Genomic DNA, 18367 nt, shown 5'->3' with positions numbered 1-18367 from the left:
AAAATAGATCAGTCATTTAATGAGGACTCCAATTCATATTTGAATTGGAGTTCTTTTATTTGAGTCATTTTACTAACTCCCCTTGTTTTTTCGGAAGAAATATCGACAGGAGCTAACGATGTTGATGTTTTGACAGCAACATTCTGATAAAATTAATGTAGAAATTCCGTCATTCGTAGATGTGGAGGTAAAAGAATGCTAAAAGAACACTCACAATATATTTTTCATCTGGATGAACGACCAGAAGTTGTTCGTGATTTAGCCGATGTAGATGAAGATTCCACTGAATTGTTAATTACAGGAAAAACAAAAAAATTGACAAGTTGAAATCTTTTTCTAACTTGACGAAATTGTGGATTTACAAAGTGCACCAAAAGGAATTCGATACGATCTTGAGCTTAGTTAATCCCAAAATGCTCTTTGTACATGAAATGAGAGTAGAAGATTTATCAATCATTAGTTCTCTTAAGGATGTTGAAATATTGGCACTTGAATGGAATACAAAGGCACAAAGTTTATGGGATTTATCAAAAAACACTTGTTTAAAATCTTTATCAATAACAGATTTTTCAAAGTTAAATGACATAGCCCCTTTGCAAAAAAACACTGGTTTAGAATTGTTACAATTGTCAGGCGGGGTTTGGAATGCATTAAATTTACATACTCTTCAACCATTAAGATACCTTAAGAATTTAACATATCTGTGCTTATCTAATATAAAAGTGAAGGACGAGTCTTTAGAGCCAATATCGGAATTAGAGGGACTCAAGGAACTTGAAATTTCGAATCAGTTCCCGACAGAAGAATATGCTAGGTTATCTGTAACCCTTCCAAATACGAAGTGTGATCGTTTTGCGCCATACATTTTTTTAGCAAGTCCTATTGTTGATAAAGATGTGATGGTTATTGGAAAGCGAAAACCGAAATTAAATTCAAAAGTTGATGGGAAAAAATTAAAAAAGTACGAAGAACAATTTAAGGCGTACCAAGAAAAGTATATCAATTAACTTGAAAAGCAATGGCAAATCAATTCCATTGCTTTTTCTATTGTTCATCCAATAATGGTGTTCTATTGATATTTTCTACTTCAAAACCAAAACCGTTAGCCGCAGAGCTGCGTTTTCTCTTGTCTTTTTGAAAACGTTTTACAAAGGGCGGCTGTTTCATTAAAATGAGAACAAGGTACTGAAGAAATTTGTGTCTTTTGGAGTAAAGGGAGGGTCAAAAGTGGCGTATTATGTCGTGTTTGATGTAGGCGGAACGAGAACAAAACATGGATTAATGGATCAGGAGGGGGAGCTGGTCACGAGCGGTGACTATGAAACGAACTGTCGTCAGCTTGAACCGTTTTTAGAAACGATGGCGGATGTGGTCAAGCAATATCAGAAAACGTCAGATGTCAGCGGAATCGCGATTAGTCTTCCGGGCTTTGTGGAAAGTGAAACAGGTTATACAGAATTTGCAGGAGCCATCATTGCCTTAAATGGTCAAAATCTAAAAACTCTTTTAGAAGAGAAAACCTCTCTTCGTGTTGAAGTCGAAAATGATGCGAACTGTGCAGCTCTTGCAGAAAGATATAGTGGCCATGCGAAAGAGTGTGACAGTTTTATTTGTATGACGCTTGGCACAGGTGTTGGAGGTGGTATTTTCGCTGGTGGTCAACTTGTGCGCGGAGCTTCCTTCCGCGGCGGTGAATTTGGCATGATGCTGACAGAAACAGACAATGGACAATTTACAACACTCAACAGCAGTGCTTCAACGGCGGGTTTAATTCGCAGCTATAAAGAAAAACAAGGCATTCCCCAAAGTACTCAAATAGATGGTCAAGACATTTTTGAAAAGGCAAAGCATAATCCGTCCATTGAAAAACTAGTGGATCAGTGGTACAAGCGAATCGCCATTGGCATTTACAACGTAGCAACCGTCCTTAATCCAGAGAAAATCCTCATTGGCGGCGGTGTAAGTGCAAGACCAGATTTGCTATCAAACATTGAGAAACATTTACATACTCTGCCTGCGTGGAAAAACATTCAAGTAAAGGTGGAAACATGCTATTACTTGAATCAGGCAGGCATGAAGGGAGCGCTATACCATTTTCTCATGACAGAAGGGCAGCTTGTTTCATCAAAAAAGCCGATACATTAGAGTATCGGCTTTTCTGTATTAATAAGCAGTTTCCAAACGCTGCTCGTATTGTTTGATCCATTGAGATGCTTCCTGCCAGTTGTTGACGCGTATAATCCTGTCATCAATGGGCATTTGATTATATGGGGAGTTAAAAAGAATAACCGGAATGTCAGCCTCTTTTGCAATCATTGTGGCATTCCCATGATGATCCTCGAAAAACACATCAATCTCGTGCTTCTGGACAGCTTCGAGCTTATGATGACCGCCAACCAGCTCAATGTCATCATAGTGCACGTGATGTTTGTGGAACCACTCATAGGTGATATCCGCATGATGCTGCCTTCTTGCTGTAATATAGATCAGCCTATGCTGATGTTTCATTTGATCAAGAATCTCTTTTGCGTCCTTAGCAGGCTTTGCCTGTTTATATATAAGAGGCTCATGCTGATTCATCCAGCCCCAAAACTCTTCTTGTGAAATATCTAAAAGCTTCGTCAAATCATATTCTGTCATATCATCTAGTGTCATGGCACATTGGAACGACTCATTTAAATAGGGAACAAAGGTGTCCTGCGCCGTCACTGTGCCATCAATATCAATTCCTAAACGTAACATGCCCACACTCCTCATTTTTATACTCTTAAAGTGTAACATAATCAATTCACAATTCCAGCAAGTTTTAGCAAACATGAAACAGACATTTTTGCTCATACTAAAAAAGCTCCTTTCTATTAACCAAAAGGGGGAATTGATCATGGAAAGAGACGAAGATTTCAGAAGAAATGATCGTGAAATCGACACACACTTTAGTAATGATGATGGCTATCTAGAGGAAACAGCTGCTGAAATTGCAGAGCCATATCAGGCTTCAAGAGATCGAGTAGATAGACGAGAACGTGACCAAGTAGGTGACGATTCAGGCAGTAAGGGGATAGGCTATACAGCCCTCGCGATTGCGATTATCTCGTTATTTGTCTTGCCGGTGCTATTAGGAGTAGCGGCAATCGTCGTTGGTTATATTGCAAGAAGAAAAGGAGCACATGCGCTTGGCGCATGGTCAATCGGGATCGGAATTGTTTCCGTCATCCTAGGCATATTTATCACCCCGTTCTTTTAACAAGAACAACAGAAAAACGCCTGACAGTGACGTCAGGCGTTTTTTGTTATGCGTTGGCTTTTGCTTTTTCAGCTTCCATTTTTGCATAGTGCTCTTCAGCAATTTTATCGATTTCTTTTTTCAGTTCTTCAACCATCGTTTCTTCTGGTACTTTACGAACAATTTCACCTTTACGGAACAATAGGCCTTCGCCTCTAGCGCCGGCAATTCCGATGTCAGCTTCACGCGCTTCCCCTGGACCATTTACAGCACAGCCAAGAACAGCTACTTTAATCGGTGCTTTAATCGTGGAGATATATTCTTCGACTTCATTTGCAATGCTAATGAGGTCAATTTCGATTCGTCCACAAGTTGGGCAAGAGATCAGTGTTGCTGCATTTGCTGCAAGACCAAATGATTTCAACAGTTCTCGTGCTACTTTTACTTCTTCAACTGGATCAGCACTTAATGAGATGCGGAGTGTGTTCCCAATCCCCATGTTCAAGATAGCGCCGAGACCAGCTGCACTTTTGACTGTACCTGCAAATAATGTACCTGATTCTGTAATCCCAAGGTGAAGAGGGTAGTCAAATGCTTTTGCTGCTTTTTCATACGCCTCAATCGCTAGGTTGACATCAGATGCTTTCATGCTGACGATGATATCATGAAAATCTAGATCTTCAAGAATTTTAATGTGGTGCAGTGCACTTTCGACCATACCATCTGCTGTTGGGTAACCGTATTTATCAAGAATTTTTTTCTCTAATGAACCAGCGTTTACCCCAATACGGATTGGAATGCCTTTTTCTTTTGCTGCTTTCACAACTGCTTCGACTTTTTCTCGTCTTCCGATGTTCCCTGGATTGATTCGAATTTTGTCTGCACCTGCTTCAATCGCTTTCAGTGCAAGCTTGTAGTCAAAATGAATATCGACAACAAGCGGGATGTTGATTTGTTTTTTTATGTCTGCAATCGCATTTGCTGCACGCTCGTCTGGGCATGCGACACGCACGATTTGACAGCCTGCTTCTTCAAGACGCTTAATTTCAGCTACTGTCGCTTCGACATCATGTGTTTTGGTTGTTGCCATACTTTGAATGACAACCTCATTATTTCCACCTATAGTTAAAGGTCCCACTTTGACGGGACGCGTTTTAGTACGATGTGTGACTTCACTCACTTGTCAATCGCTCCTTAGTGTACAAGCAATCATTTGCTATGTACGTCTTGTTTTACAGTTCATATTGTAACAGTCTCTTTGTATGAATGACAAGGAATTAACGTTTTATCTCTTATATACCGGAAACTTATATGTGCTGCCTGCCCGAATTTCGTTTGCTTTGACGCCTTGATTCAGCTCTTCGAAATCCTCAATGACTTCATCAAGTGGCTTACTTGTATGAACGATAGAGACGACGGTTTCACCTTGTTTCACCGTGACCTTCTTATATGCTTTTTTCTCAGCTGTTTGAAAGGCATTTGCAGGGACTGCTGGACCTTCTTCAACGGGGATGGTGCCATTTTTCAAATCAAAAAAGATAATAAAGAGGACAAACAAACTGATTAGCAAAAAAATAATACGCCGCATTTCACTCACCGCTTTTAAGAGTTTACTTCAGTCTATGCATGTGCTGAAATGATAGAACCAACATGAGAAGAAAAGCTGGAAAGGAAGGTTCTAGTTCGTTCTAGTGTGTCTTGTAATGAATTTACGTTCGGCGGTGCTTTATCAAGCATCTATCACGATTATGATAAAATAAGAACAGGGGGAGAGTTATGAAGAAAATCGGTCAGCATATATACGTGAGAGCGCTAACAGAAAAAGATGCACAATCACTACTTACACTTGAGCTTGAGAATCGCTCCTATTTTCAGCAATTTACACCTTTGGTGAAAGACGATTTTTTCACGTTGTCTCGTCAAATTGAACGAATTCAGCGCAGTGTGGAAAGATGCGCGCAGGATGAAGCCTATATGCATGGTATTTTCTTAAATGAAACAGATGGCTTAATTGGGACAATCTCTTTAAGTTCTGTCGTAAGAGGTCCGATAGAGGGAGCTTGGCTAGGGTATGTACTTGATGAAAAGCATGGCGGGAAAGGGTATATGACAGAAGCCATTCGTCTAATCATCGATTATGCTTTTGATGAGCTACACCTGCATCGTATTGAAGCTGGAGTAAAGCCGAGTAATATAGGTTCCATTCGTGTGCTGGAAAAGTCAGGTTTTGAAAATGAGGGACTGAATCGTAAAAAAGTAAAGATTAATGACGTATGGGAAGATCATTATTTGTTTGCGATGATTCATCCGGATGAATCATAGAGCACGCACATACATAAAAAGCTCCTCCGAGTTGGGGGAGCTTTCATATACTTAATTAATTTTTAACAAGTGGTTTATGTTTAGCGGGTATTTCCTTTATAACAAGGTATAAGAAGATAAAGTTAATGACCCAATTTAATAAAAATGAATTCGCAACAGGTGTGTTTAATGCGCTCATGATGGCGAAAAAGACTGTTGTTAATGTGAGTGAGTAAGCAGAGAGTTTCCACAGCATTTGGAAGGAAAGCTCTTTTTGCTGCATGCGTTTAATAAATGTACCAAGCATCGCAAGGAAAGTTGCGCTAATGAACATGAGAGCCGCAGTTGATAGATATAGCAGCACACAGATGACTGGGATAATAATCGCTTGATTCTGATTTGTCACGCGTGCAAGTTCGTCTTTTGTCAGCGTTCCACCAAGCAGCTGATACGGGATATCTGTCATTTGCCCATCGATGGCAATCACTGCTTTTTCTTTTAATAATGCGATGGCCGTTTGCTTTGATTCAAGCTCACTTGCTTTTATTTTTTCAGCAGGATCAAAAAAGATCGCAATGCCGTTTTCTTCTTTTTCTATCGGTTCACTTTGATTCGCTTGAAGCTTTCCTTTTTCGATTGAGAAATCAGGTAAATCTTTTTTGATCACATGCTGAAATCCTGACATCGCATTTGAGATCTCTTGGCTCATATGATAACCCTGAGGAACTGCTGCGATGAGCGAAAGGATAAAAATGAATAAAATCGCTTTTCCAATCCCTGTAAACCGTGCTTTAGCAATATCTTTTGGTGAATAAATGCCTTTTAACAATAATTTAAATACGTTCAATCAATTCACTTCCTACATTCTTTTCTATTTCTCATATTGTATCAATGTCTATCTAACAAGTACAAGTATGGCCTTCATTGCTGGTTAAGATAGAAGGAATGAGGCATAATGAATACAGCAAATAAAAAGGAGGCGGCTGTGACTTGGACGTGCTGTATTGGATTCTCATTATTTGTGCATTTATCATTGCATTTGTTGGACTTGTTTATCCAATTATCCCTAGCGTGGTTTTTATCGTTCTCGGATTTATTCTATATGGTTTCTTTTTCAGCTTCGAGCCGCTGACACTGACGTTTTGGCTCATTCAAGCCGTGTTTACCGCAGTATTATTTGCGGCAGATTATGTCTCAAATCTTATTGGGGTCAAGCGGTTTGGTGGTAGCCGTGCAGCTATTTGGGGAAGCACCATCGGGTTATTAGTCGGTCCCTTTGTCATTCCGATTGCAGGAATTATCATCGGTCCATTTATCGGAAGTGTTATTGCAGAGCTCCTTGTTCATCAAAAAGATGTGAAGACAAGTGTGAAAGTAGGATTAGGCTCATTAATCGGATTTATATCAGGGGTATTTGCCAAAGGATTGATCCAAGCGCTGATGCTGGGCATCTTTTTATTTTATGTCCTTCGATAAATAGAAAAAAGGAGTTTAAAACTTTTTCCAAAGGGCTAAATACAAAATAAACACTGAAATGTTTCAGATCATGAGCAATAACGTTGAAACAAGCCAATTCTTTTGATACTCTTTGAGTAGGGTGAATTGCTTGCTTACACCTAAGGAAGCATTTCAGTACATACATTTCTAAGGAGGAATTTAACCATGGCTTTTAAACTTCCAGAATTACCATATGCTTACGATGCATTAGAACCACATATCGACAAGGAAACAATGACGATTCACCACACAAAACACCACAACACATACGTAACAAACTTAAACAAAGCAATCGAAGGTGTATCAGCTCTTGAAGATCAATCAATCGAAGAGCTAGTGGCTAACCTAAACTCTGTGCCTGAGAACATCCGTACAGCTGTACGTAACAATGGCGGAGGACATGCTAACCACTCATTATTCTGGACGCTTCTTTCACCAAACGGTGGCGGCGCACCAACTGGTGAACTTGCAGATGCAATCGAAAAAGAATTAGGCGGATTTGAAAAATTCAAATCTGATTTCGCTGCAGCAGCTGCAGGACGCTTTGGTTCTGGTTGGGCATGGCTTGTTGTGAACAATGGCAAACTTGAAATCACAAGCACGCCAAACCAAGATTCTCCTTTAACTGAAGGAAAAACACCAATTCTAGGACTTGACGTTTGGGAGCATGCTTACTACCTAAACTACCAAAACCGTCGTCCTGATTACATTTCAGCATTCTGGAATGTTGTGAACTGGGATGAAGTGGCTCGCCTTTACAGTGAAGCTAAATAAATCATTTGATTTGAAAAGACCTGCTCTTTAGAGAAGCAGGTCTTTTTATATTTTCCCTCCTTTTTTTACATATCTGCCTTTTGATGAGACAGACTATTGTGTAGAAAAGGAGAATGAAATATATGAGCAGATTAAAGAAAATGTTCGGGGACATGGATGTGACAAGAGATTTAATGCTCCTCCTCACGATTGGCGGATTATATGCACTTGCCATTGCGCTTTCTAATACGTTTGTAAACGTGTATTTATGGAAACAGTCTGGGAAATTCACCGATCTTGCGATTTACAATCTGGCTATTGTTGTGCTACAGCCCATTACATTTTTATTCGCAGGCAAGCTCGCTAAAAAAATAGACCGGGCGTTTGTCCTTCGTTTCGGCGTTATCTTCTTAGCTGCTTTTTACTTAATTGTCTTAATAGCAGGAGAGCACGCAGCAGCGCGGCTTGTTTTATTAGGGAGTGTCCTTGGGATCGGCTATGGCTTTTACTGGCTTGCTTTTAACGTACTTACCTTTGAGATCACCGAGCCTGAAACAAGAGATTTCTTTAATGGATTTCTCGGCGTGCTGTCATCTACAGCTGGCATGATCGGTCCTCTTATTGCAGGAATTGTCATATCTCAATTAACAGATGATACAGGCTATACGGTCATTTTCACGTTATCGCTTTTTTTGTTTTCACTCGCGGTTGTGATGAGCTTTTTCCTCAAGAGAAGGCAGTCCAAAGGGAAATTTATCATCAAGCAAATATGGAAAGAACGCCATGCCGACGAGAATTGGCGTAGGATTACAACAGCTCACTTTTTTCAAGGGCTTCGTGAAGGGGTCTTTGTCTTCTTAATCAGTGTCTTTGTGTTTATCGCAACAAACAGTGAACTCGCTCTTGGGACATTTGGTTTGGTGAACTCAGGTGTTGCCTTTTTCGCTTATTTCTTCGCTACGCGTTTGATTAAGAAAAAGTGGCGTAAGAAAGCCATCATGCTTGGCGGCCTGATTTTATACGGTGCCTTGTTCTTAATCGTCTTTCACTTGTCCTATGTATCACTTCTCATGTATGCGGTAGCCATTGCGATAGGATATCCGCTTCTACTTGTTCCATATGTATCCTTAACATACGATGTCATCGGTCATGCAAGGTATGCAAGGAAAGCCCGAATTGAATATATTGTGGTCAGAGAGCTGTTTTTAAATGCTGGCCGTATTTGTTCTATTGTGTTGTTTCTTTTGTCTGTCACTTTACTTGGTGATGAGCTCGGGATACCTGCATCTCTCGTTGTGCTTGGAGCGGGACATACCCTCATTTATTTCTTTGTAAAAGATATTCATTTGAAAGAAAAAACTGCTGATATGAAAGAGGCAGACGGTCAAAAGCCAGTTTCTCAGACGAACCTTATTAAGGGAGAAAGGTAAAATTTCTTACCAATGGAACATCAAATTTCTAGATAAATAATAGAAAAACCGCTAAAATGATGATGGCACCTTTTATACACAAAAAGGGGTGCCATTTCTTTCTTGATAGAAAAGGTGATGTGATGAGAAACAAGAAAAACAAAAAAGACGCGAAGGAAGGGCGCAAAACACTTCCACTCCGGCTGAATTTATTATTTTTAGCTGCGTTTATTATTTTTACTGGTGTTGTTGTAAGACTCGGATTTGTACAAATTGTCAATGGAGAAGATTATAAAAAGCAGGCAGAAAAACAAGAGGATGTAAATGTCAGCTCAGCTGCTCCGCGCGGAAAAATTTACGATCGAAATTATAATACGATTGTCAGCAATAAAGCGCTAAATGCCATTACATATACGAGAACCTCGACGACTTCACAAGAAGAGCGGCTCAAAGTGGCTACAAAATTAGCGGATATGATACATGTGAGTACGAAAAAAATCACAGATCGTGACAAAAAAGATTTCTGGATTTTAACGCATCCGAACGAAGCGAAAGAGCTTGTTCAAAAGGAATCAGAATTAAAGGGTGACGATAAGGTCGCTGATGATAAATTATATGAGCTTCAGCTGAAACGCATCACGGACAAGGAATTAAATCAATTGACGAAAAAAGACTTACAAGTGCTTGCGATTAAAAGACAAATGGATGCAGGGTATGCACTTACGCCTCAATTCATTAAAAATGATGATGTAAAGCCAAGCGAAATTGCTTACGTCTCTGAGCATTTGGACGAGTTGCCAGGTGTGGATGTCACAACAGATTGGTCACGCAGCTATCCGTATAAAGGACTGCTCCGCAGTATGCTCGGCAGTGTGTCCTCAAGTGATGAAGGACTTCCGCAGTCACTACTTGAACATTATTTATCGCTCGGCTACAGCCGAAATGATCGTGTAGGAAAAAGCTATTTAGAATATCAATATGAAGATGTCCTGCAAGGACAGAAGGAAAAAGAGCAGAGCACAACTGATAAAGAGGGCAATGTAACAAGCTCTAAAGTGCTAACAGAAGGAAAGAGCGGGAAAGACCTTGTGCTTACCATTGATATTCAACTACAAAAGGCAGTTGAAAAGATCATTGAAAAGAACTTAAAAAGTGCGAAACAAAGAGGCGGGACAGAGCTTCTTGATCGTGCGTTTGTTGTCATGATGGACCCTAGAAATGGAGAAGTTCTCTCCGTTGCTGGGAAACAGATTTCAAACAAAAACGGAAAATACAAATTTGATGACTACGCATTAGGAACAATGACATCATCCTATGCGATGGGCTCAGCCGTAAAAGGAGCCACTGTACTGACTGGCTATAAAACAGGTGTGATTCATATTGGAAGTACCCAGTACGATGAACCTCTGTACATCGCGCAGTCACCACCTAAGAAATCCTATCAAAATATGGGACTCATTAATGATTTAACGGCACTCGAGCGTTCATCTAACGTGTATATGTTTAAAACAGCGATTGCTGTTGGAAAAGGGGAGTATCGTAAGAACCAACCGCTCCCAATCGATCCGAAAGCTTTTGATACATTCCGTTACAATTTCAGTAAATTTGGTCTTGGGGTCAAAACAGGAATTGACCTGCCAAACGAAGCGACAGGCTACCGAGGAATGTCTACACAATCTGGACTCCTGCTTGACTATGCAATTGGACAGTATGATACGTTTACACCGCTGCAAATGGCGCAATACGTTTCAACGGTTGCCAATGGCGGATATCGTTTACGTCCGCAGCTTGTGAAAGAAGTGAGAGAGCCAGATCCGCAGCGCGGCATTGGTGCTGTAACAGAATCCGTCAAACCAGACGTATTGAATAAACTAGACATGACAAGTGATCAGATCAAGCGTGTTCAGCAAGGGTTCAAGCTTGTCATGCAGAACCCAAGAGGGACAGCCTACTCGAACTTTGGCAACAAAAAGTATAACCCAGCTGGCAAGACAGGAACCGCTCAATCATTCTATGACGGCCCAATTAAAAGCAAACGCGGCACACCAACATACAACACGACACTTGTGGCGTATGCGCCTGCTGATAACCCCGAAGTGGCCATTTCCGTCGTTGTACCATGGGTGTATCAGGACTACAATCAGCGCTATCCAATTACAAATGATATCGGTGAACAAGTATTAGACAAATACTTTGAGCTAAAATCAAAACAGGAAAGCAATGATACACAAGCGAAGAACAAAAATAAAATTGAAAATGAAGCAGAAACAAATGACTAGACCTTTTCTAGGTAAAAACGCTCACTTTTTGTGGGCGTTTTTTTACGTTTTCTTCAAAAATTCCGAGATAAATTGACAAAATACATAAAAAACATCGCAAGATCTCTACAAAACTTCGACATTTACAAAACCTTAACATTCCATTTAAACGAAATTAATAAAGAACCTTTAATGTATAACTCGTAGGACAAATTATTCAGGGGGTATTCTTGAAATGAAAAAGAACAAATTATGGCTGCTTACTTTCCTTACAATCGCGTTGTTAGCATTCGTTACAGCATGCGGAAACAGCAGCTCAAGCGGAGATTCAAAAGACAGTAAAGGAAATGCTTCAAACAAAGATGAGGCATCAGGTTCCATTACCATCTCAGGATCATCTGCGATGCAGCCTTTAGTTCTTGCGGCAGCAGAAAAATTCATGGATAAACATCCAAAAGCCGATATTCAAGTACAAGCCGGCGGTTCAGGAACAGGACTTTCTCAAGTGTCAGAAGGATCTGTACAAATTGGTAACTCAGATGTATTCGCAGAAGAGAAAGACGGAATCGACGCAAAAGCTTTAACAGACCACAAAGTAGCAGTTGTTGGAATGGCCGCAGCTGTAAACCCTGAAGTGGGTGTCAAAGACATCACAAAGGACGAATTGAAAAAAATCTTCACTGGTAAAATCAAAAACTGGAAAGAGCTTGGCGGGAAAGACCAAAAAATCACTCTTGTGAACAGACCTGACTCTTCAGGAACTCGTGCAACATTTGTGAAGTATGCACTTGATGGTGCAACACCTGCAGAAGGAATCACAGAAGATTCTTCAAACACAGTGAAAAAATTGATTGCAGAAACACCAGGTGCGATTGGATACCTAGCATTCTCTTATTTAACAGATGACAAAATTACACCGCTTAGCATTGATGGTGTGAAACCGGAAGAAAGCAATGTAGAAAGCGGTAAATATAAAATTTGGGCTTACGAGCATTCTTATACAAAAGGTGAGCCGGATGGTCTAGCAAAACAATTCTTAGATTACCTCATGAGTGATGAAGTACAAAAAGAAATCGTCAAAGATCAAGGCTATATCTCAGTTTCTAATATGAAAGTAGAAAGAGACGCAACAGGCAAACAAACAGATAAGTAAGAGGTCTTGAATTGCTGATGAAGGAAAAGTGGAGCTTTTCACTTTTCCTTTTATGACATTCATAGGAGTGTAGAAAAAGATGAAGCAGATAGAACATACAGAAGCGAGCGATCGACTGATTCGCTCGAAGAAAAATAGGCAAATGGATGAAGTAAGAGGAAGTATTTTGGTGAGATTCTGCGCATTTTTAATGATCGCTGTATCGATCGCCATCACCATCTTCCTTGGCATTAAGGGTTTACAATCTTTCATCGTAAATGGTGTAAGCCCAATTGAGTTCTTAACCAGTATCAATTGGAACCCAACAGCAGAAAACCCGCAGTACGGCGCATTTCCTTTTATTTTCGGATCAATTGCCGTCACGCTCCTATCGGCACTCATTGCAGCGCCACTAGGCATTGCAGGCGCAATCTTTATGACAGAAATTGCACCTGCTTGGGGACGTAAAATCCTCCAGCCAGTCATCGAATTGCTTGTAGGGATTCCATCCGTTGTTTACGGATTCATAGGTCTTACAGTATTAGTGCCGTTTATCGGTCACTTCAAGTCAAGCGGGTCAGGGCATAGCGTGCTAGCAGGAACGATTGTCCTGTCTATTATGATTCTGCCAACCGTTACATCTATTGCGACTGATGCAATGGGTTCACTACCAAAAAGTTTACGTGAGGGATCGTACGCATTAGGTGCAACAAGATGGCAAACGATTAGACGTGTGCTTGTACCAGCAGCTCTGCCAACATTAATGACAGCGGTCGTTCTTGGCATGGCTAGAGCATTCGGCGAAGCCCTTGCTGTACAGATGGTCATTGGAAACACGCGTAATTTACCAGAGAGCATTATGGATACAGCTGGTACATTAACAACCATTATTACTTTAAACATGGGTCACACAACGTATGGAAGTGTTGAGAACAATACACTTTGGTCAATGGGGCTTGTCCTTCTAGTTGTATCATTTATGTTCATACTCATTATCAGATACTTGTCGTCTAGGAGGAAGATTTAATGAATAGCAAAATGACCGATCGTTTTGCCACATTTATATTTGGATTATGTGCTGCCATTATTACGGCGATTCTCGTTGGTTTGTTTTCTTATATCATTTTCAACGGTGCAAAAGAATTAAATTTCGACTTTTTAACAACCCGCTCAAGTGCGATTGGCTCTGGCGGCGGTATCAGGGATCAGCTCTTTAACTCGTTTTATATTTTGTTTATTACGATGCTGATCACAGTACCGCTTGGCGTCGGCGGTGGCGTGTATATGGCAGAGTACGCGCCTCAAAACAAAGTCACAGATTTTATTCGTACATGTATCGAAGTGCTGTCTTCGCTTCCATCTATCGTCATTGGTATGTTTGGTTTACTCATGTTTGTGAATTTAACAGGCTGGGGCTATACGATCATTGGGGGAGCTCTTGCACTCACTGTATTTAACCTGCCGGTGATGGTCAGGGTCACAGAAGATGCGCTGCGCTCTGTACCGAAGGATCAAAAGGAAGCATCACTTGCGCTTGGTGTAACGAAGTGGCACACAGTCAAAACAGTTCTTATTCCAGGTGCGCTTCCATCTATTATCACGGGTGCGATTTTAGCATCAGGAAGAGTCTTTGGTGAGGCGGCAGCCCTTCTTTTTACAGCAGGTCTCTCCACACCGCGCCTCGATTTCACAAACTGGAGTCCTTTTTCTGATACGTCACCGCTGAATGTATTTAGACCGGCAGAAACATTAGCCGTTCATATATGGAACGTCAATACACAAGGAATCATTCCAGATGCAGAGGCCATTGCAAATGGTGCATCAGCTGTACTTGTGCTTTCAGTCTTATTGTTCAACTTAGCAGCTAGATGGCTTGGTTCATTTATTCATAAAAAGCTTACGTCAAAATAATGTGAGAGAGGTGTGAAGGGGATATGGTTCAAATGCTAGCAGAAAAAAAAGAGATTGCAGCGAAAAAGGCTCCACTTCAAGCGGAACAGATTTTACATGTGCAGGATTTAAGTATTTATTATGGTGAGAAAAGAGCGGTCAATCACATTTCATTCGAGATTGAGAAGAATGCGATCACCGCATTAATCGGCCCATCCGGCTGCGGGAAGTCTACCTTTTTACGTAGCATTAACCGCATGAACGATTTAATTCCAGGTGCGAAAAGTGAAGGGGCGATCATGTACGAAGGATTAAATATTTTGGATGACCGTATTAATGTCGTGAATTTAAGAAGAGAAATCGGGATGGTCTTCCAAAAACCAAATCCTTTTCCTAAATCGATCTACAATAACATCACCCATGCGTTAAAGTATGCTGGGGAAAAAAGAAAATCTGTGCTTGATGATGCGGTTGAAGAAAGCTTAACAAAGGCGGCGTTATGGGATGAGGTCAAAGATCGTTTGCACCGATCCGCTTTGTCATTGTCAGGCGGTCAGCAGCAGCGTCTTTGTATTGCCCGTACACTTGCGATGAAACCAAGTGTCTTGCTATTAGATGAACCTGCTTCTGCTCTAGACCCTATCTCAAATGCGAAAATTGAAGAGCTATTAGGTGAATTGAAAAATGATTATTCAATCGTCATTGTGACACACAACATGCAGCAAGCGCTCCGTGTATCTGATCGTACGGCCTTTTTCTTAAACGGAGATCTAGTAGAATATGATGCCACAGAACGTATCTTTACACGTCCTGCGCAGCAAAAAACAGAAGACTATATCAATGGTCGATTTGGATAAGGCGGGTGGATTTGATGAATGCAGTAGCAACTGAAACAGCAAAAAAAGAAGTGTTTCGTGTGAATGATATGAACCTTTGGTATGGACAGCATCATGCATTGAAGCATATTGACTTAGCGATTAGAGAGCATGAAGTCACAGCGATTATCGGCCCGTCTGGCTGCGGAAAGTCAACGTTTATTAAAACGTTAAATCTTATGGTCAAAACAGTGCCAGGTGTGAAAATCACCGGGGATATGATGTATAAAGATGACAACATTTTAAAAGGTCGTGTCGATTTAGTCGAGCTGCGTAAAAATGTCGGTATGGTGTTTCAAAAAGGGAATCCATTCCCTCAGTCAATTTTTGATAATGTCGTATACGGACCAAGAATTCATGGAGTTAAGAGCAAGCAGCAATTGAAAGAAATCGCGGAAAAAGCGCTTCGAGATGTTGCCCTTTGGGATGAAGTGAAAGATCGATTAAGTGCTCCCGCTCTTGGCCTTTCTGGTGGTCAGCAGCAGCGTCTTTGTATCGCAAGAGCCATTGCTACAAGCCCAGACATTTTATTAATGGATGAACCAACATCAGCACTTGATCCTGTTTCAACATTAAAGATTGAAGAATTGATTATGAAATTGAAAGAGAAATATACGATTGCCATTGTGACGCATAACATGCAGCAAGCGGCTCGGGTATCAGACCGAACGGCCTTCTTCTTAATGGGGGAGCTTGTTGAAGTCAATGATACGAATGTGATGTTTTCTGAGCCAAACGATCAAAGAACGAATGATTATATATCTGGTCGATTTGGATAAGAAAAACCCCCTGGAGGCCAGTGCCGCCAGGGGGTTTTTGTTGTTATTTTGTTAAGGCTTTGACAATCTGTTTAAACGTCATTCCTGTTTTTAAATTGAATTTGCCTGCACGAATTTCTTTATGGTAGCCGGCGTCAATCACGTAATCATTGAAATCTTTAGACGAGTTGATGATGCCTTCCTTTTCAAGCATGTCTGAAACATCACTTGTACTCATACCGTTTTTAATCACAAATTTGATTGATTTGCCTTTAGGCTTATCCTCTTTTTGTTGATCCTTCTTAGAATCGCCGTCTTCATTTGCCTTCAGCGCTTTTTCCTTATAGTCAAGAAGCTGCTGGTACGTTTCACGGCTGACAGTGACTTCTTTTTTGGAGTCTAAATAGTTTTTCACGTCAGTGTCAGTTACTTTCTGTGCGAGGGTTTCTTTTGTTGTTGTATCAGCTGCTGCCTCATCTTTTTCAGTGAGGAAAAAAACGATCGCAAGAACCCCAGTTGCAAGAATCATACCTGCTGCAAACGTTTGGATGCTTTTTTTCGTCATACAAGCACCCTCTCGTTGTCTTTAATGATCATATTGACATCTTCTACAGATACATGCTCAGCGCGCGCAATGGCTTCAGGAGACATGCCATTTTGATGCTTTGAAATGATCTGTCTTGCAATGGAAGGATCAATTTCAGAATGTTGGCGAACGACGATGTTTGTTTCAAGTAATTCTTCTTCAAGCACTTTCATTTTCTTTTTCAGTTTATAGATTTCTTGCATTGCAGATAGTTGAAGTGTTTCAAGTTCCTGCTCGACTTCTTTAATCGGCTCTCTTTGAAAATATGAGAATGCGATCAGTACAATACTGACAACAAGCAATCCGATAATTGCAATTTCCATGTTTCATCACCTTTTATTCATATTTTAATGCTGAAAGCCATAAAAGGCTTTCAAGATTGTTTCAGACAGTTTTCGACCCTTCTTTTTTATACCATAAAAAAACTAGTTTCAAAAGGAATTGCTGAAGAAAATCACCTTTTTTTCATCTTTTTTCTTTTTATATGTAAAACGGGTATGAAAACCTTGCTTCGCTGTCAAAATAAATGAAAGCGGCGAGGAGAAGAGGGGTCTCATGTATACAGTACGACAAAGGATCAGGTTTTATAGGGGAGCATATGATTTTTCATGACATAAGCAAGCGATATGTCAGTGAATGCACTCAAAATGAAATTGGTGAAAAAACATTCTAGCATTCCTAAGCTAGAAGTGGTATTATAGTTAGGTCTGAATGTGAATTGATTTTAGTTTGGAGGGAAAAATATGCGCGTAAATATTACTCTAGCTTGCACTGAATGCGGTGAGCGTAACTATATTACTAAAAAGAATAAGCGAAACAATCCAGATCGCGTTGAATTCAAAAAGTATTGCTCACGTGATAAAAAACAAACTGTACATCGTGAAACAAAGTAAGCAGCAGGGAATTTTCCTGCTGTTTTTTTATGATGGGAGATGATCTGTATGAAAAAGGAGCTTCGCCTTCAAACATTAGCCAAGCTTGATCAGATAAGCGCGGAAGAATTTGAGCGCAGTACCGCTTTACTTCATGAGCACTTATTGCAGCTGCCAGCATGGAAACAGGCAAAAACGATTGCTTTGACAATGTCTAGAGGAAAAGAGATTCCGACATTGCCTCTGATTAAAAAAGCGTGGGAAGAAGGAAAAACAGTATGTATCCCTACCTGCTTTCCGAAAACAAAAGAGATGACCTTTTATGAATATACAACCGCAACAAAGATGACATCCAGCTACTTTGGACTATTGGAGCCCGATCCTCTTGAGTCTACAGTTGTACATAAAGAAGCCATCGATTTGATCATTGTCCCTGGGGTGTGCTTCGATCAACGTGGTTACCGGATTGGATTTGGTGGCGGCTATTATGATCGCTACTTAGCGGACTATCACGGAGTAACGATTGCCCTCTGTTTGTCTTTACAGCAAATCAAGCATGTGCCCTCAGAAGCACACGACATACCGGTATCTATGATGGTCAGTGAAAAAGGCACGTTCTATCAAAGGTAAAAGTCCGCTCATTGTCCAAAGAACGGGCTTTTTTGTGTTTCATCGGAATTGTAAGCTGCCTCATACGTTCAAGGATTTAATCCACCATCATCAAAGTGTGAAGAGGTCTATTATATTCAATCAAAAGAACAAGGGATTAGATTGTAAAAGCAGAAAGCATTGTAAGCGATAAAAATAATGGTT

The 18367-nt window shown here is 40.5% G+C and carries 20 protein-coding genes and 1 pseudogene; 15 read left to right on the top strand and 6 right to left on the bottom strand.

Annotation, left to right across the window (positions count from 1 at the left end; all coding sequences use genetic code 11):
• The first annotated feature begins 195 nt into the window (after positions 1–195).
• Both MKX52_RS11280 and MKX52_RS11275 read left to right on the top strand, forming a co-directional pair.
• Positions 196–1007, top strand: a pseudogene (locus MKX52_RS11280) (leucine-rich repeat domain-containing protein).
• A gap of 220 nt (positions 1008–1227) precedes the next feature.
• Positions 1228–2145: an ROK family protein gene (locus MKX52_RS11275; protein ID WP_342490716.1), complete on the top strand. Its 918-nt coding sequence runs from the start codon at positions 1228–1230 to the stop codon at positions 2143–2145.
• A gap of 18 nt (positions 2146–2163) precedes the next feature.
• On the opposite strand, the gene MKX52_RS11270 is transcribed toward MKX52_RS11275, so the two are convergent.
• Positions 2164–2742: a hypothetical protein gene (locus MKX52_RS11270; protein ID WP_342490715.1), complete on the bottom strand. Its 579-nt coding sequence runs from the start codon at positions 2740–2742 to the stop codon at positions 2164–2166.
• 139 nt (positions 2743–2881) lie between these two features.
• Here MKX52_RS11270 and MKX52_RS11265 point away from each other — a divergent pair, with 139 nt between their 5' ends.
• On the top strand, positions 2882–3244 hold the full coding sequence (locus MKX52_RS11265) for a DUF308 domain-containing protein (RefSeq protein ID WP_003217474.1): 363 nt from the start codon (positions 2882–2884) through the stop codon (positions 3242–3244).
• Positions 3245–3290: 46 nt separating this feature from the next.
• On the opposite strand, the gene ispG is transcribed toward MKX52_RS11265, so the two are convergent.
• Both ispG and MKX52_RS11255 read right to left on the bottom strand, forming a co-directional pair.
• Positions 3291–4403, bottom strand: coding sequence for a flavodoxin-dependent (E)-4-hydroxy-3-methylbut-2-enyl-diphosphate synthase (gene ispG, locus MKX52_RS11260; RefSeq protein ID WP_003217392.1), 1113 nt, complete (start codon positions 4401–4403; stop codon positions 3291–3293).
• A gap of 105 nt (positions 4404–4508) precedes the next feature.
• The gene (locus tag MKX52_RS11255; protein ID WP_012010590.1) at positions 4509–4811 is read right to left on the bottom strand and encodes a hypothetical protein; all 303 of its coding nucleotides are present in this window, start codon (positions 4809–4811) and stop codon (positions 4509–4511) included.
• A 188-nt stretch (positions 4812–4999) separates the two neighbouring features.
• On the opposite strand from MKX52_RS11255, the gene MKX52_RS11250 reads away from it, so the two are divergent.
• Positions 5000–5545, top strand: a complete 546-nt coding sequence (locus MKX52_RS11250) for a GNAT family protein (RefSeq protein ID WP_342490714.1) — start codon at positions 5000–5002, stop codon at positions 5543–5545.
• 55 nt (positions 5546–5600) lie between these two features.
• Here MKX52_RS11250 and MKX52_RS11245 read toward each other — a convergent pair whose 3' ends face one another.
• Complete coding sequence (locus tag MKX52_RS11245; protein WP_342490713.1) at positions 5601–6371, bottom strand: DUF1189 domain-containing protein; 771 nt, start codon at positions 6369–6371, stop codon at positions 5601–5603.
• Between the two features lie 143 nt (positions 6372–6514).
• Here MKX52_RS11245 and MKX52_RS11240 point away from each other — a divergent pair, with 143 nt between their 5' ends.
• From MKX52_RS11240 to pstB (MKX52_RS11200), 9 genes are all read left to right on the top strand, one after another.
• Complete coding sequence (locus MKX52_RS11240; RefSeq protein ID WP_012010587.1) at positions 6515–7000, top strand: DUF456 domain-containing protein; 486 nt, start codon at positions 6515–6517, stop codon at positions 6998–7000.
• A 186-nt stretch (positions 7001–7186) separates the two neighbouring features.
• Positions 7187–7795, top strand: a complete 609-nt coding sequence (gene sodA / locus MKX52_RS11235; protein WP_007501264.1) for a superoxide dismutase SodA — start codon at positions 7187–7189, stop codon at positions 7793–7795.
• Positions 7796–7917: 122 nt separating this feature from the next.
• Positions 7918–9204, top strand: a complete 1287-nt coding sequence (locus MKX52_RS11230) for an MFS transporter (protein ID WP_144470783.1) — start codon at positions 7918–7920, stop codon at positions 9202–9204.
• Between the two features lie 122 nt (positions 9205–9326).
• Positions 9327–11462, top strand: a complete 2136-nt coding sequence (locus MKX52_RS11225) for a penicillin-binding protein 2 (protein ID WP_342490712.1) — start codon at positions 9327–9329, stop codon at positions 11460–11462.
• A 214-nt stretch (positions 11463–11676) separates the two neighbouring features.
• On the top strand, positions 11677–12594 hold the full coding sequence (locus MKX52_RS11220; RefSeq protein WP_088000381.1) for a phosphate ABC transporter substrate-binding protein: 918 nt from the start codon (positions 11677–11679) through the stop codon (positions 12592–12594).
• 79 nt (positions 12595–12673) lie between these two features.
• Positions 12674–13600 carry a phosphate ABC transporter permease subunit PstC gene (gene pstC, locus MKX52_RS11215; RefSeq protein WP_012010583.1) on the top strand — a complete coding sequence of 309 codons (927 nt, stop codon included), beginning with the start codon at positions 12674–12676 and terminating at the stop codon, positions 13598–13600.
• Positions 13600–14484: a phosphate ABC transporter permease PstA gene (gene pstA / locus MKX52_RS11210; protein WP_003217489.1), complete on the top strand. Its 885-nt coding sequence runs from the start codon at positions 13600–13602 to the stop codon at positions 14482–14484. Before pstC ends, pstA begins: the two co-directional genes overlap by 1 nt.
• Before the next feature lie 32 nt (positions 14485–14516).
• Positions 14517–15320 carry a phosphate ABC transporter ATP-binding protein PstB gene (gene pstB, locus MKX52_RS11205; protein WP_176372627.1) on the top strand — a complete coding sequence of 268 codons (804 nt, stop codon included), beginning with the start codon at positions 14517–14519 and terminating at the stop codon, positions 15318–15320.
• A gap of 14 nt (positions 15321–15334) precedes the next feature.
• Positions 15335–16117 carry a phosphate ABC transporter ATP-binding protein PstB gene (pstB, locus tag MKX52_RS11200; protein ID WP_034661307.1) on the top strand — a complete coding sequence of 261 codons (783 nt, stop codon included), beginning with the start codon at positions 15335–15337 and terminating at the stop codon, positions 16115–16117.
• A 43-nt stretch (positions 16118–16160) separates the two neighbouring features.
• Here the strand turns inward: pstB (MKX52_RS11200) and MKX52_RS11195 are convergent, their stop codons facing one another.
• Positions 16161–16661, bottom strand: a complete 501-nt coding sequence (locus MKX52_RS11195; RefSeq protein ID WP_342490711.1) for an endolytic transglycosylase MltG — start codon at positions 16659–16661, stop codon at positions 16161–16163.
• Entirely contained in the window at positions 16658–17005 is a 348-nt protein-coding gene (locus tag MKX52_RS11190) for a hypothetical protein (RefSeq protein ID WP_058014670.1), read from the bottom strand. The genes MKX52_RS11195 and MKX52_RS11190 overlap by 4 nt, the downstream gene beginning before the upstream one ends.
• A gap of 420 nt (positions 17006–17425) precedes the next feature.
• Here MKX52_RS11190 and rpmG point away from each other — a divergent pair, with 420 nt between their 5' ends.
• On the top strand, positions 17426–17575 hold the full coding sequence (gene rpmG / locus MKX52_RS11185; protein ID WP_012010579.1) for a 50S ribosomal protein L33: 150 nt from the start codon (positions 17426–17428) through the stop codon (positions 17573–17575).
• 48 nt (positions 17576–17623) lie between these two features.
• On the top strand, positions 17624–18184 hold the full coding sequence (locus tag MKX52_RS11180) for a 5-formyltetrahydrofolate cyclo-ligase (RefSeq protein ID WP_342490710.1): 561 nt from the start codon (positions 17624–17626) through the stop codon (positions 18182–18184).
• The last annotated feature ends 183 nt before the right edge of the window (positions 18185–18367 follow it).

Origin of the sequence: Bacillus sp. FSL R5-0422 (genome assembly GCF_038610765.1) — a bacterium.
Classification (GTDB): domain Bacteria; phylum Bacillota; class Bacilli; order Bacillales; family Bacillaceae; genus Bacillus; species Bacillus pumilus_O.
The sequence above is the reverse complement of the archived record's forward strand: the minus strand, read 5'-3'. Positions and strand labels throughout refer to the sequence as shown.